Source organism: Mycobacterium sp. ACS4054 (assembly GCF_001667275.1).
Classification (GTDB): domain Bacteria; phylum Actinomycetota; class Actinomycetes; order Mycobacteriales; family Mycobacteriaceae; genus Mycobacterium.
This window is the reverse complement of sequence record NZ_LZHV01000041.1, coordinates 470,765-484,582: the sequence shown is the minus strand read 5'-3', so window position 1 is coordinate 484,582 and position 13,818 is coordinate 470,765. Positions and strand designations below refer to the sequence as shown.

Below are 13,818 nucleotides of genomic sequence, written 5' to 3'. Positions count from 1 at the left end.
GGCGGCGGGGTGGGGGGGGGGGGTCGCGGCTTGGTGCCCTGGGCGTAGACCATGCCGGCCGACAGCACCAGCGAGGCCGCGATGGCCAGCCATCGGCTCCGGCCGTTGGCTAACAGGTTCCTGCCCACGAGCTGCAGCTTAGTGTCGTGTGGGGCGGGTGTGGCGCGTTTTGTTCAGCTCGGCCGAATAGGGTCTGCGCGCTTCCCGGGCGGTCCACAATGACACCATGTCCAGCCAGTCCTTCGCCGAGGCCAACCTCTTCCACCGGACGATGCGCCGGTTCGCGTCGACGCCGGTGGGCGTGGCGCTGCTGCGGCACACCGCGCACCACCTCGACCGGCTGATCACCACCGTTACCCGGGGCAGGAGCAGCTTCGCTGGAGTCGCGACCGGCATCCCGGTGGTCATGCTCACCACCACCGGCGCCAAATCCGGCGAGCCCCGCACCGTCGCCGTCTACGGCATCCCGCATCCGGACGGGCTGGCCCTCATCGCCTCCAACTTCGGCGGCGCCAAGCATCCGGCCTGGTACCACAACCTGAAGGCCCATCCGGAGGCGACGGTGTCGATCGGGCGCGACACCTGGCACGCCACCGCGCGGCTGGCCACGCCGGACGAGCGCGACGGGATCTGGGCCAAGGGCCTCGAGCTGTATCCGGGCTGGCGCAAGTACGAGGTGCGGGCCGGCAATCGGCACATCGAGGCGTTCGTCCTGGCGCGCAACTGAATTCGGCCGTCCCGCAGACGATCTGGGGTCAATCCGCGTCGCCCAAGTACGCGTCGGCCCAGGCGCCGATGATCCGCCCGGCCCGGCGGGCTTGCCCGCGAACGGTCAGAAAGTGATCCGACCCCTCGAGCGAGACGAAGCTGCGCGGATGGCGGGCCAGGCGGAAGATCTCGCTGGCGTTGGCGATGCCGACCGTGTTGTCGGTGGGTGAATGCAGGATCAGCAGCGGAAGCCGCAGGCCCTTGATCTTGTCGCGCAGGTGGGCGGCGCGCACGTCCTCGACGAAGGCTCGCTTGAGCGTCAGCGTGCGCCCGCCGACCATCCACTCGGCACTGCCCTCCGCCAGGCACCGGTCGACGACCGCGTCGTAATGCTTCTCGACGTGGCTCGGGTCGACGGGCGCGGCGACGGTGACGACCGACCGCACGCCGGGCGACTGTCGGGCCGCGGCGAGCACCGCCGCGCCGCCCCACGAGTGCCCGATCAGGATGTCGGCCGGCGTCCGGCGGTCCGCCATGAATTCGCATGCCCGGGCGATGTCGTCGACCTTGACCGTGAACGACCCGTCGCCCCAGTCGCCCTCCGATCCGCCGAGACCCAGCGCGTCGAAGCGCAGCATCCCGATGCCGTCGGCGGCCAGTTGCTTGCAGATCCGCGCCGCGGCGGGCGAGTCCTTGCCCAGCGTGAAGCCGTGCGCGAACACGCCCCAGCCGCGCACCGGCCCGTCCGGCACCTCGATGACGCCCGCCAGCGTTGCGCCCGTGGAACCCTGGAACGTGACACGCTCGCCCATGCTGACGATCTAACCCGCCCGTCAGCCTCTGCGGGCGACGTCTTGGCTCAGGATCTGCGGCCAGGTCTCGACATCGGCCGGGATGTGCGCCACCGTGAGCGTTGACCGCGGCATCAGTGCGGCAAGCGATTCCGCGGTCGACATCGGATGCGCCGGGTCGCCGACCCAGGCCAGAATCGTCGTCGGCACATCGATTCGTGCGACCGCTTGGCGAGCGGGCAGGTCGCTGAGAGCCGCGCCCCGAAGCAGTGACGGCAGCAGCGCGTCGGCCACATCGGGAACTGTTTCGGGCGCCCCGACCGTGGCTGGCGGCGGAGTCGCCCCACGCGCCGACGCGATGAATGCCCCGACTCCCTCGGTTTCGATGAATTCGGCCGCAGCCCGGTAGATCGCCGCCTGCGCGGGCCGGGTTTCCCACGCGGTGGCCGGCACCATCAGCGTGAGGCCGGCGAAGCGGTCCGGCTCGCGGGCAGCCGCATGCAGCAGCGTGCCGGCACCCATGGACGGGCCGACTCCGTGCACGCGCTCGCCGGGAAACCATTTGTCGAGCAGCTGCAGAAGATCCTCGGCAAGGCTTTCCCATCGGTAGTCCTCCGGGACCTTGCGCCCGGTCGACTTGCCGTGGCCGCGTGCGTCATACCGCAGCAGTCGGGTCCCGCTGAGGCCCCTGCCGAGGTCGAGATTGAGCACCCGGTCACGCGCGCGGCTGGAGGTAAGTCCGTGCAGTTGAACTACCGGATGGCCACCTTCGTCGCTCAGTTCAACCGCGAGCTCTGCTCCGGGAACCACGAAAGTCGACATCACCCAACTCTTTTCACGACCGGAAGGCTCGCCCCGGAGTCGACCGCGTTGACCGAGCATTCAGGCTATCTGGGGCGTTAGGGTACCGCCATGCGGCTGACCAACGTGGCGCACTTGCGGCTACCCTTCGGGCGGCTGTGGGGCTACGACGTGTCGGTGTCTGACCTCGGCCGGCAGCTCCCGGTGTCGTTTGACCAGCGCATACACGTCGGTGCGGGCGCACGGCCCGGTTCCTGGATGGCTCTGTCCATCCGGTTGCCGGCGGGGGTCAGCCGCCAATCGTTGGCCGATGCGTGGCTGGCCGTGATCGCCCGCCACGGCACGCTACGAACAGCATTCACACCCGGGGCGGACGGCGATCCCCAGCTGCATGAGATCGATATTCACCCAGGTGGGTGGGTAGAGCATGAGATCGCTCCAGGCCAGGCGGTGAACGACGCACTGCGAATAGTTCTCAATGCGACGTGCTCGCCCTATCAGCGGCCGTCACATCGGTTGTGTGTGTTGGAGACTGCCGCCGGATTGACGGTGGTGATCGCTGCCGACCACGCCCACGTGGACATGTGGTCGATGCTGGTGATTGCCCGGGACCTGTTGTCGATGCTCGCCGACGCCCGGATCGGACGTACGTCGCCGCCGCAGTCGCCGCCGCCGGCATTTGTCGTGCACACGCAAGCACTGCTGGACCGTCCCGCGGCGCCGGACACCGTGCGCGCGCGATGGGCACAGATCATCAGCGACAGCGGTGGGGTGATGCCACGGTTTCCGCTGCCGTTGGGTGGGTCCGGGCCGCATCCGGAACGCGTTGAAGTGCGTGACGTGTTCGATGTCGATGACGGCGCCGCGTTCGCCGCGCAGGCACGCGACGACGGTGTCTCGACGCTGGCGCTCGCCGTGGTCGCCATGACTGCGGTGACCCGCGAGTTGGCCGGGGCGCCGCTGCGCGCGGTCTTCCCCGTGCACAGCCGATTTGAAGACAGATGGCACGACTCGGTGGGCTGGTTCATCACCAATTCGGTCCTGGAGTCGGCGGTTGGGGAGCCGCACGCCGCGGCCGCCGCCGTCAAAGAAGCCGTGCAGCTTGGTTCCTGGCCACTGGCCGACGTACTGGCTCCGTGGGGTGGAATGCCCATCGCGCCCGGCATGTTCGCGATTTCCTGGCTGGACCAAAGCAGACTTCCGGTGCGCATCGACTCGGTCGGACTCGACGCCCAGTACGTGAGCGCGAGCGTTGACACCGACGGCGTAATGCTCTGGTTCATCCAGGACGAGTCCGGGCTACATCTGCGATGCCGCTACCCGGATACCGCGGAGGCGCGAACCAACGTGGGAGCGTGGCTGGACCTATTGGTGGCGCGGCTACAGGCACTGGCGCAGTCCTCGGTTCGCGGACTGCTGCGGGTAGCGGACCGCACATATCGTGTGCAGCGCGCGACGCGCGAACACGTGGGGGTGATCGCCCAGCTGCTCTCCGACGACGAATTCGGTCAGGATCGCGAAGCCGCCGAACTCGAACGCTACGAGGCGGCCTACGACATCGTCGTTCGCAACCGATCCAACTATCTCGGGGTCGTCCTGAACGGTTCCGATATGGTCGTCGCGACCGTGCAATTGACGATCATTCCCGGCCTTTCCCGCGGCGGCGCCACCCGGCTGCAGATCGAGGGATTACGGGTCGCCAAATCCGAACGCGCCCAGGGTATTGGTACTGCACTCGTCGAGTGGGCACACAGCTACGGCCGGGCGCACGGGGCACGGCTGGCGCAGGTGACCACAGACGAGGCTCGCGAAAGGGCTCGGGCGTTCTATCGCCGGCTCGGGTACCACGACGCCCACGTCGGGCTGAAATGCTCTATCTGAACACCGTCTGACCTGCAAGAACATGAGTGCCCCCGGCAGGATTCGAACCTGCGGCCTTCTGCTCCGGAGGCAGACGCTCTATCCCCTGAGCTACGGGGGCGCTTCGACTTCGGTGATGCGCCATTGGGCCCCGCCAGAGTAACGCATCGACGCGACCGTCGTGACCCCGCCACAGCTCAAGCGCCGATCACGAGGCCCTCGCGTGGGCGCTCGGGCGCAGCGCGCCGGGCGATTGCCCGGTGTGTTTCTTGACCAGCCGGTGCAGCGTCGCCGGATCCGCCAATCCCACTGCGGCAGCGATCTCTTCAAGCGGCATGCGGGTGGTGCGCAACAGATGCAGCGAGCGTTCGAGGCGCACCCGCTGCACCAGCTGTAACGGACTGAGTCCCACGGCGTTTCGCGTCCGGCGCGCCAGCGTCCGGGTGCTGAGGCCGCACTCCCGGGCCAGCGAGTCCAGGGTGTGTGGTTCGTCCAACCGCGACCGGACGAAACGCTCCAGGCTCGCGACCGTTTCGTCGCGCGCCGCCAAGTGTGAGGGAATGAGAAAGCTCGCCTGCGACGTGCGCTGATCGGCGACGAGCCGGTTCGCGAGTTCGTCGGTAAGGGCCGCGCCGCCGTGCTCGCGCATCAGCGCGAGCATCAGGTCGATGTGTGCGAACGCGCTTCCGGCCGTCCAGATCGACCCATCGCGAATAACCATTTCATCGATGACGACGCGGGCCGCCGGCGCGGCCCGGGCGAGATCGGCCCCGAGCCACCACGTCGTGACGCAGCGCCGCTGATCGAGGAGTCCGGCTGTGGCAAGGACGAATACGGCCGTGCACGAGGCCGCGATTTCTGCGCCTGCAGCGCTCCCATCGGCCAACCACCCGGCGGCGACGTCGACGTCTGGGCAGCTGAGCCGGTCGGCAATCTCCTCGGGCTGCGCGGCGCCCAACCCGGGCACGACCACGACCTCTCGCGCCGTGGCGTGCGCCAGAGGTTCCGCGGCGGCGGCCAGCCCACCCCGAAGGGCGACGCTGCTGTGCGGCGAAACGAACCGAAGATCGAACGCGGGCCTGCCGAGGATTCGGTTCGCCGCCGAGATCACGTCGACCGTCACGCCCACGGCGCTCGCGCTGGCGCCGTCGAGCACCAGGACGTCGAAACCGATCATGTGGCGAATTATGCAAGAAAATTGTCTGTCTTGCCACTGGCTTTGCGCGTCGGGGGTTGGGGAGATTACGAGGGCACGAACCCCGCGAAAGGTAGATGTCATGCCGTTGATGCACGTAACCCTGACGCCCGGCGCCTTCGACGACACCGGCAAGCAACGCCTGGTAACGGGTCTGACCGAGGCGGCGTGCCGCGCCGAATCGGTACCCGACCAGCCTCAGCACCGCATGCGGGCCCTGGTCCTGCTGCACGAGCTTCCGCCCGGCGGCTTCTACTCCGCCGGCGCCTCGGCGGATGCCGCGGTCGCCGGCGTCTTCATCGATTGGCAGGTCAGCGCCGGGGTCCTCGACGGCGCCCGCAAGGCGCAATTCGCCGGTGAGCTTCAGGAGGTCGCCGCGGCGGCGGCCGGCGCGGGCGACAGGATGGTCGTCACGTCGTGCGTCATACACGAGGTGCCCGAAGGCCAATGGGCGCAGAACGGAGCGATTCGCCGCCTGCCGGACATCGTCCCGCAGGCGGGATTCGAGCACCTGACCTCCGTGGCGCCCGGATGACGATTCGTCCGGCAGACGAGTTGGCGCAAGCCATGATTGGCGAGCCGAACTCGCGTTACCGCCTTCCGACGCCGGCGCTGATCCTGGACGAGGCGGCGCTGGACGTCAACATCGGCCGAATGGCGGAGCGGACGCGTGACAAGGTCGGGCTGCGCCCGCACGCCAAGACGCACAAATGCGCCTGGATCGCCAGAAAGCAGATCGAAGCCGGGGCCGTCGGGATTTGCTGCGCCAAAATCGGTGAGGCCGAAGCGCTTTCAGCGGCCGGTGTCCGAGGCATTCTCCTGACTTCGCCGGTCGCCGATCCGGCGATGCCGAAGCGGCTGTGCGACGTGGCGGCGATAGACGCCGGATTCGCGTGCGTGGTGGATCATCCCGATCCGGTGACCGCGCTGAGCGTCGAAGCGTGCCGCCGCGGCATGCGCGTCAATGTCCTCATCGACGTCGATGTGGGGCTGGGCCGCACCGGCGTCTCCGGTCCGGAACAAGCGGTCGCGTTGGCGGAGCACGTGCATCGATGCGAGGGCCTGACGTTGGCCGGCGTCCAGGGCTACGGCGGTCATTGGCAGCACATCGCCGGCTTCCAAAAGCGTTGTGACGCCGTCGGCGTCGGCATGGAGCGGCTTTCGCGCGCGGTCGACGCGATCCGAGCCGCCGGTCACCCGGTCGACACCGTCACCGGCGGCGGCACCGGAACGGTCGCGGCCGATCTGGCCTTTGGTGTCCTCAACGAATTGCAGCCGGGCTCGTATGTGTTCATGGACGTCCAGTACGCCGACGCGCTGGAGGCGGACGCCGATGGAGCCTTCGAAACCAGCTTGTGGGTTTCCAGCCAGGTGGTGAGCACCAACGCCGACGGGATCGTCACCGTCGACGCCGGGCTCAAGGCTTTCGCGACGGACGGCCCCATGCCGCGGCCGGCCGGCGATCGGTTCGGCGCCTCGAGGTACGTGTTTTTCGGCGACGAGCACGGTGCGCTCACCCGGCCCGCCGGCTCACCCGTCGGCCTCGGGGAACGCGTGGAGTTCGCCACCCCGCACTGCGATCCCACCGTTGATCGGTATGACGCCTACCACGTTGTGAGCGGTGACCGGCTGGTGGCCATCGTGCCAATCGAGGCTGCTCGCGCCAGCCGATAGCGGCCCGGCACCCCGCGTAGCCGGGCCCTGAACGTGCCGAGGCCCGGGTGGGTTCGCGCTGCCGCCCGCAATGGATTCGGGCCGGGGAGCGCGAGCCAATAGGATGGACGCTCGTGACCCCCGCTGACCTCGCCGAGCTGCTCAGGAACACCGCCGCCGCGGTGCTGGCCGAGCGCGGGCTGGATGCTGCCGCCCTGCCGGCGACGGTCACCGTGGAGCGGCCCCGCAATCCCGAGCACGGCGACTACGCCAGCAACCTGGCGCTGCAGCTGGGCAAGAAGGTCGGCGCCAACCCCCGCGAGTTGGCGGGCTGGCTGGCCGAGGCGCTGGCGCGGGCAGACGGCATCGCCTCGGCGGAGGTCGCCGGGCCCGGCTTCATCAACCTGCGCCTCGAGGCGCAGGCGCAGGCGGTGATCGTCAACAACGTCCTCGACGCCGGCGACACCTTCGGCCACTCCGACGCGCAGGCGGGCCATAAGATCAACCTGGAGTTCGTCTCGGCCAACCCCACCGGGCCGATCCACATCGGCGGCACCCGCTGGGCCGCCGTCGGCGACGCGCTGGGCCGGCTGCTTGCCACCCAGGGCGCGGCCGTCGAGCGCGAGTACTACTTCAACGACCACGGCGCCCAGATCGACCGGTTCGCCAGCTCGTTGATCGCCGCGGCCAAGGGCGAACCCATCCCGGAGGACGGCTACGCCGGCGCCTACATCAACGACATCGCCGCGCAGGTGCTGGCCAGGGCGCCCGACGTGCTGAGCCTGCCCGACGCCGACATGCGCGAAACGTTCCGCGAGATCGGCGTCGATTTGATGTTCACCCACATCAAGGAGTCGCTGCACGAGTTCGGCACCGACTTCGACGTCTACACCCACGAAGACTCGATGCACACCAGCGGCAGGGTCGACCAGGCCATCGCCCGGCTGCGCGAGACCGGCAACATCTACGAGAAGGACGGCGCAACCTGGTTGCGCACCAGCGCTTTTGGCGACGACAAGGACCGCGTCGTGATCAAGAGCGACGGCAAGCCGGCCTACATTGCCGGTGACATCGCCTACTACCTGGACAAGCGGCAGCGCGGCTTCGACCTGTGCATCTACATGCTCGGCGCCGACCACCACGGCTACATCGCCCGGCTCAAGGCCGTGGCTGCCGCGTTCGGCGACGACCCGGCCCACGTCGAGGTGCTCATCGGGCAGATGGTCAACCTGGTCCGCGACGGCGCGCCCGTGCGGATGAGCAAGCGGGCCGGCACCGTGATCACGCTCGACGACCTGGTCGAGGCGATCGGTGTCGACGCGGCGCGCTACAGCCTGATTCGCTCCTCGGTCGACACCCCCATCGACATCGACCTGGCGCTGTGGTCGTCGGCGTCGAATGAAAACCCGGTCTACTACGTGCAATACGCGCACGCCCGGCTCTCGGCGCTGGCCCGCAACGCCGCCGAACTGGGCCTGGCCCCCGACACCGGACACCTCGAGCTGCTCACCCACGACAAGGAGGGGACGCTGCTGCGCTCCATCGGGGAATTCCCCCGGGTGCTGAAAACGGCCGCGTCCCTGCGGGAGCCGCACCGGGTGTGCCGCTACCTGGAAGACCTGGCCGGCGACTATCACCGGTTCTACGACTCGTGCCGGGTCCTGCCCCAGGGCGACGAGCAGCCCACCGACCTGCACACCGCGCGCCTGGCGCTGTGTGAGGCCACCCGCCAGGTGATCGCCAACGGCCTGACGATCCTCGGCGTCACCGCCCCGGAGCGAATGTGAACGTCCACCCCGCCGGTCCCCGGCACGCCGAGGAGACCCGGCACCCCAACAGCCCGCCGCGGCCGCAGTCCGCCGACGAGCTGTTGCGACTTGCGCCAAATGTCTGGCCGCTCAACATCGTTCGCGACGACACCGGGACGGCAAGCCTCGCCGGGATCCCGCTCACCCGGCTCGCCCAGGAATACGGGACCCCGCTGTTCGTCATCGACGAGGACGACTTCCGCTACCGCTGCCGCGAACTCGCGACGGCCTTCGGCGGCGGGCACAACGTGTGCTACGCCGCCAAGGCCTTCCTGTGCACCGAGATCGCCCGGTGGGTCAACGAGGAAGGTCTCTCCATCGACGTGTCCACCGGCGGCGAGCTCGCCGTCGCGCTGCACGCCGACTTCCCGCCGGAGCGGATCACCTTCCACGGCAACAACAAATCCGTCGCCGAGCTGACGGCGGCGGTCAAAGCCGATGTCGGGCATGTCGTCTTGGACTCGATGACCGAAATCGAGCGCCTCGATGCCATCGCGGCCGACGCCGGCGTCGTCCAGGACGTGTACGTGCGGCTCACCGTCGGGGTGGAAGCCCACACCCACGAATTCATCTCCACCGCACACGAAGACCAGAAGTTCGGGCTGTCGGTGGCCAGCGGCGCGGCGATGGACGCCGTGCGCCGCGTGTTCGCCACCGATCACCTGCGCCTGGTCGGGCTGCACAGCCACATCGGCTCGCAGATCTTCGACGTCGACGGCTTCGAGGTCGCCGCGCACCGCGTCATCGGGCTGCTACACCAGATCGTCGACGAATTCGGCGTCGACAAGACGGGCCAGATCTCGACCGTGGATCTCGGTGGCGGCCTGGGCATTTCCTACTTGGGCACCGACGACCCGCCCCCGGTGGCCGAGCTGGCGGCCAAGCTGACGGCCATCGTCGCCAACGAGTCGGCGGCGGTGGGCCTGCCCACCCCGCGGCTGGTGGTCGAGCCCGGCCGTGCCATCGCCGGGCCGGGCACCATCACGCTCTACGAGGTGGGCACCGTCAAGGACGTCGACGTGAGCAGCACGGCCCAGCGCCGGTACGTCAGCGTCGACGGCGGCATGAGTGACAACATCCGCACCGCGCTCTACGACGCGCAGTACGACGCCCGGCTGGTCTCGCGGACCAGCGACGCACCGGCGACGCTGGCCCGGATCGTCGGAAAGCACTGCGAGACCGGCGACATCGTCGTGCGAGACGCATGGGTGCCCGACGACCTGCGGCCCGGGGACCTGCTCGGGGTCGCCGCGACCGGCGCGTACTGCTATTCGCTGTCGAGCCGCTACAACATGGTCTGCCGTCCGGCGGTGGTGGCGGTGCGGGGGGGACGGTCCCGCCTGATCCTGCGCCGCGAGACGGTCGACGATCTACTCAGTCTGGAAGTGAGGTGAACGGTGCCCCGTGACGAAAAGCCCGTGGGCGTGGCGGTACTCGGGTTCGGCAACGTCGGAAGCGAAGTGGTCCGGATCATCGAGGGCAGCGCCGACGACCTCGCGGCCCGGGTGGGCGCGCCCCTGGCGTTGCGTGGCGTCGGGGTGCGGCGCGTCGCCGCCGACCGCGGCGTCCCGATCGAATTGCTCACCGACAACATCGAGGAACTCGTCTCGCGCGAAGACGTCGACATCGTAGTCGAGCTGATGGGGCCGGTCGAGCCGGCGCGCAAGGCCATCCTGCGTGCGCTCGAACACGGCAAGTCCGTCGTCACCGCGAACAAGGCGCTGTTGGCCACCTCCACCGGGGAACTGGCGCAGGCAGCCGAAAACGCGCATGTCGACCTGTATTTCGAGGCCGCGGTCGCCGGTGCGATCCCGGTGATCCGCCCCCTGACCCAATCGCTGGCGGGTGACACGGTGCTGCGGGTCGCCGGCATCGTCAACGGCACCACCAACTACATCCTGTCCGCGATGGACAGCACCGGCGCCGACTACGACACCGCGCTGGCCGAGGCGAGCGCGCTGGGCTACGCCGAGGCCGATCCCACCGCCGACGTCGAGGGCTACGACGCCGCGGCCAAGGCCGCGATCCTGGCGTCGATCGCCTTCCACACCCGGGTGACCGCCGACGACGTCTACCGCGAGGGCATCACCAAGATCACGCCGGCCGACTTCGCCTCCGCACGCGCCCTGGGCTGCACCATCAAGCTGCTGTCCATCTGCGAGCGGATCGCGACCGACGATGGGCAGGAACGGGTTTCGGCCCGCGTCTACCCGGCGCTGGTGCCGCTGTCGCATCCGCTTGCGACGGTCAACGGGGCCTTCAACGCGGTCGTGGTCGAGGCCAAGGCCGCCGGTCGCCTGATGTTCTACGGCCAGGGCGCGGGGGGCGCGCCCACCGCATCCGCGGTCACGGGTGACCTGGTGATGGCCGCCCGCAACCGGGTGCTGGGCAGCCGCGGACCGAAGGAATCCAAGTACGCCCAGCTTCCCATCGCCCCAATGGGTTTCATCTCCACCCGCTACTACGTCAGCATGAACGTCGCCGACAAGCCCGGTGTGTTGTCGACGGTGGCGGCCGAATTCGCCAAGCGCGAGGTCAGCATCGCCGAGGTCCGCCAGGAGGGCGTGTCCGACGAGGGCGGGCGACGGGTGGGGGCCCGGGTCGTGGTGGTCACCCACAGCGCCACCGACGCCGCGCTGTCCGAAACCGTAGATGCGCTGGCGGATCTGGACGTGGTGCAGGGCGTCACCAGCGTGCTGCGACTGGAAGAGACCGGCCGATGAGCGCCCCGCGCACCGCCGTGCACCAACCGTGGCCGGGCCTGATCGCCGCCTACCGCGACCGGCTGCCGATCGGCGACGACTGGACCCCGGTCACCCTGCTTGAGGGCGGCACCCCGCTGATCGCGGCGACTCGCCTGTCCGAAAAGACCGGCTGCACTGTGCATCTCAAGGTCGAGGGCCTCAACCCGACCGGCTCGTTCAAGGACCGCGGGATGACCATGGCGGTCACCGACGCGCTGGCCCGCGGCCAACAGGCCGTGTTGTGCGCGTCGACCGGCAACACCTCGGCCTCGGCGGCGGCCTACGCCGCCCGCGCCGGCATCACCTGCGCGGTGCTGATTCCGCAGGGCAAGATCGCGATGGGCAAGCTTGCGCAGGCGGTCATGCACGGCGCCAAGATCATTCAGATCGACGGCAACTTCGACGACTGCCTGGAACTCGCCCGGAAGATGGCCGCCGACTTCCCGACGATCGCGTTGGTCAACTCGGTCAACCCGGTGCGCATCGAGGGCCAGAAGACGGCGGCGTTCGAGATCGTCGACGCGCTCGGCACCGCGCCCGACGTGCACGCCCTCCCGGTCGGCAACGCGGGCAACATCACCGCGTATTGGAAGGGCTACACCGAATACCACCACGACGGCGTCATCGACAAGCTGCCCCGCATGCTGGGCACCCAGGCGGCCGGCGCCGCGCCGCTGGTGCACGGCGCCCCGGTCAGCCACCCCGAGACGATCGCGACCGCGATACGCATCGGCGCCCCCGCGTCGTGGGCCGCCGCGGTCAACGCCCAGCAGCAGTCCAACGGGCGCTTTCTGGCCGCCACCGACGAGGAGATCCTGGCCGCCTACCACCTGGTCGCCGAGAGCGAGGGCGTCTTCGTCGAGCCCGCGTCGGCGGCCAGCATCGCGGGACTGCTCAAGGCCGTCGACGACGGCTGGGTGGCGCGCGGGTCGACGGTGGTCTGCACGGTGACCGGCAATGGCCTCAAGGACCCGGACACGGCGCTGCGGGACATGCCGACGGTGTCGCCGCTGCCCGTCGATCCGGTGCTGGTCGTCGAGAAGTTGGGCCTGGCCTGAACATGAGGGCCGAGATGCTGCCCGCCGGGCTGGTGGCGAGCGCCGTGGTGTCGGCGTCCAGCGCCAACCTGGGCCCCGGTTTCGACAGCGTCGGCCTGGCATTGAGCCTCATCGACGAGATCGTCGTGGAGACAACGGATTCCGGCCTGGTGGTGCTGGTCGAGGGGGAGGGCGCCGACCAGGTGCCCCTCGGCCCGGAACACCTGGTGGTGCGCGCCGTCGAATGCGGGCTGCGGTCCGCGGGTGTGGGCGCCGCGGGCCTGGTGGTCCGCTGCCGCAACGCCATCCCGCACTCCCGCGGCCTCGGCTCGTCGGCGGCGGCCGTGGTGGGCGGCCTCGCTGCGGCGAACGGCCTTGTGGCACAGACGGATTCGAAACCGCTCAGCGATTCGCAGCTGATCCAGCTGTCGTCGGAATTCGAGGGTCACCCCGACAACGCCGCGGCCGCCGTGCTCGGTGGCGCGGTGGTGTCGTGGATCGACGCCTCCGGTGACCGGCCCCGATATTCGGCGGTGTCCTTGCGGCTGCACCCGGACATCCGGCTGTACTGCGCGATACCCCAAGAGCGCTCGTTGACCGCCGAGACCCGCGTGCTGTTGCCCGCCCAGGTGAGCCACGAGGACGCCCGGTTCAACGTCAGCCGCGCCGCCCTGCTGGTGGTCGCGCTGACCGAACGCCCGGATCTGCTCATGGCGGCCACCGAGGATGTGCTGCATCAGCCGCAGCGCGCCCCGGCGATGCCGGCCTCCGCGGAATATTTGCGGCTGTTGCGGCGTCATAACGTGGCAGCGACGCTTTCGGGGGCTGGTCCGGCGCTGATTGCCCTGAGCACGGAGCCGAAGTTGCCCACGGAGGTGCTGGAGTACGGGGCCGCCAAGGGATTTGCCCTGACTGGGATGACCGCCGGCGAAGGAGTTCGCTGGAGCCCGGGCGTCACAGTCCCCGGTTGATCCATGGCGCGGCCGGAGGGTTTGCTTGCTTCCAGGCAGGATGCGGGCTATCCTCGGACCCGTCCAGCAATCGCAGCATCTGCATCTGCATCCATACTGCCTTGCCGCTAGGACACACCAATTCTTCTCGTGAACGAGGTTCGCCGCTTACTCCGCCGATTGAGGCGATCACCGTTGCAGAGTCGATGATTGGGCGCACTCGGCAATTTCGCTGAATGCAACGACCCCCCGGATGACCTGATCAACGGGG

General features: G+C 69.1%; 12 protein-coding genes, 1 tRNA gene and 1 pseudogene. 9 read left to right on the top strand and 5 right to left on the bottom strand.

Translation table 11 applies throughout. The features are described 5' to 3' along the window. Positions 1-228, bottom strand: a pseudogene (locus tag A5730_RS25420) (hypothetical protein); the annotation flags it as partial. On the opposite strand from A5730_RS25420, the gene A5730_RS11115 reads away from it, so the two are divergent. After that, a complete protein-coding gene (locus A5730_RS11115) occupies positions 227-727 on the top strand; it encodes a nitroreductase family deazaflavin-dependent oxidoreductase (RefSeq protein WP_067899495.1) in 501 nt (166 codons plus the stop codon). The pseudogene A5730_RS25420 and the gene A5730_RS11115 sit on opposite strands and share 2 nt — an antisense overlap. 28 nt (positions 728-755) lie before the next feature. Here the strand turns inward: A5730_RS11115 and A5730_RS11110 are convergent, their stop codons facing one another. Together A5730_RS11110 and A5730_RS11105 are read right to left on the bottom strand one after the other, a co-directional pair. Further along, the gene (locus A5730_RS11110; RefSeq protein WP_067899492.1) at positions 756-1,520 is read right to left on the bottom strand and encodes a S9 family peptidase; all 765 of its coding nucleotides are present in this window, start codon (positions 1,518-1,520) and stop codon (positions 756-758) included. A gap of 21 nt (positions 1,521-1,541) precedes the next feature. Then, complete coding sequence (locus tag A5730_RS11105) at positions 1,542-2,321, bottom strand: alpha/beta fold hydrolase (RefSeq protein WP_067899488.1); 780 nt, start codon at positions 2,319-2,321, stop codon at positions 1,542-1,544. A 90-nt stretch (positions 2,322-2,411) separates the two neighbouring features. On the opposite strand from A5730_RS11105, the gene A5730_RS11100 reads away from it, so the two are divergent. Then, entirely contained in the window at positions 2,412-4,181 is a 1,770-nt protein-coding gene (locus A5730_RS11100; protein ID WP_067899485.1) for a GNAT family N-acetyltransferase, read from the top strand. 27 nt (positions 4,182-4,208) lie between these two features. Here the strand turns inward: A5730_RS11100 and A5730_RS11095 are convergent. Beyond that, positions 4,209-4,281: transfer RNA gene (locus A5730_RS11095), tRNA-Arg, on the bottom strand. An 87-nt stretch (positions 4,282-4,368) separates the two neighbouring features. Then, positions 4,369-5,337, bottom strand: a complete 969-nt coding sequence (locus A5730_RS11090; RefSeq protein WP_067899482.1) for a GlxA family transcriptional regulator — start codon at positions 5,335-5,337, stop codon at positions 4,369-4,371. A 100-nt stretch (positions 5,338-5,437) separates the two neighbouring features. On the opposite strand from A5730_RS11090, the gene A5730_RS11085 reads away from it, so the two are divergent. The 7 genes from A5730_RS11085 to thrB all read left to right on the top strand — a co-directional run bounded on the left by A5730_RS11085 (position 5,438) and on the right by thrB (position 13,568). Continuing rightward, entirely contained in the window at positions 5,438-5,890 is a 453-nt protein-coding gene (locus tag A5730_RS11085; protein ID WP_067899479.1) for a tautomerase family protein, read from the top strand. Further along, positions 5,887-7,029 (top strand): DSD1 family PLP-dependent enzyme, encoded by a 1,143-nt coding sequence (locus tag A5730_RS11080; RefSeq protein ID WP_067899476.1) that lies wholly within the window; start codon positions 5,887-5,889, stop codon positions 7,027-7,029. The genes A5730_RS11085 and A5730_RS11080 overlap by 4 nt, the downstream gene beginning before the upstream one ends. A 113-nt stretch (positions 7,030-7,142) precedes the next feature. Beyond that, the gene (gene argS / locus A5730_RS11075; protein ID WP_067899474.1) at positions 7,143-8,795 is read left to right on the top strand and encodes an arginine--tRNA ligase; all 1,653 of its coding nucleotides are present in this window, start codon (positions 7,143-7,145) and stop codon (positions 8,793-8,795) included. Then, positions 8,792-10,210 (top strand): diaminopimelate decarboxylase, encoded by a 1,419-nt coding sequence (lysA, locus tag A5730_RS11070; RefSeq protein ID WP_067899472.1) that lies wholly within the window; start codon positions 8,792-8,794, stop codon positions 10,208-10,210. Before argS ends, lysA begins: the two co-directional genes overlap by 4 nt. Positions 10,211-10,213: 3 nt before the next feature. Further along, positions 10,214-11,539: a homoserine dehydrogenase gene (locus tag A5730_RS11065; protein WP_067819845.1), complete on the top strand. Its 1,326-nt coding sequence runs from the start codon at positions 10,214-10,216 to the stop codon at positions 11,537-11,539. Beyond that, positions 11,536-12,618 (top strand): threonine synthase, encoded by a 1,083-nt coding sequence (gene thrC, locus A5730_RS11060; protein ID WP_067899471.1) that lies wholly within the window; start codon positions 11,536-11,538, stop codon positions 12,616-12,618. The genes A5730_RS11065 and thrC overlap by 4 nt, the downstream gene beginning before the upstream one ends. A 2-nt stretch (positions 12,619-12,620) precedes the next feature. Continuing rightward, positions 12,621-13,568 carry a homoserine kinase gene (gene thrB, locus A5730_RS11055; RefSeq protein WP_197506227.1) on the top strand — a complete coding sequence of 316 codons (948 nt, stop codon included), beginning with the start codon at positions 12,621-12,623 and terminating at the stop codon, positions 13,566-13,568. The last annotated feature ends 250 nt before the right edge of the window (positions 13,569-13,818 follow it).

Excerpts from the sequence above, each read along its gene's own strand:
- A5730_RS11110 (WP_067899492.1), bottom strand. The coding sequence starts at position 1,520 with ATGGGCGAGCGTGTCACGTTCCAGGGTTCCACGGGCGCAACGCTGGCG.
- thrB (WP_197506227.1), top strand. The coding sequence starts at position 12,621 with ATGAGGGCCGAGATGCTGCCCGCCGGGCTGGTGGCGAGCGCCGTGGTG.
- thrC (WP_067899471.1), top strand. The coding sequence starts at position 11,536 with ATGAGCGCCCCGCGCACCGCCGTGCACCAACCGTGGCCGGGCCTGATC.
- A5730_RS11090 (WP_067899482.1), bottom strand. The coding sequence starts at position 5,337 with ATGATCGGTTTCGACGTCCTGGTGCTCGACGGCGCCAGCGCGAGCGCC.
- A5730_RS11105 (WP_067899488.1), bottom strand. The coding sequence starts at position 2,321 with ATGTCGACTTTCGTGGTTCCCGGAGCAGAGCTCGCGGTTGAACTGAGC.
- A5730_RS11115 (WP_067899495.1), top strand. The coding sequence starts at position 227 with ATGTCCAGCCAGTCCTTCGCCGAGGCCAACCTCTTCCACCGGACGATG.
- A5730_RS11080 (WP_067899476.1), top strand. The coding sequence starts at position 5,887 with ATGACGATTCGTCCGGCAGACGAGTTGGCGCAAGCCATGATTGGCGAG.
- A5730_RS11100 (WP_067899485.1), top strand. The coding sequence starts at position 2,412 with ATGCGGCTGACCAACGTGGCGCACTTGCGGCTACCCTTCGGGCGGCTG.
- A5730_RS11085 (WP_067899479.1), top strand. The coding sequence starts at position 5,438 with ATGCCGTTGATGCACGTAACCCTGACGCCCGGCGCCTTCGACGACACC.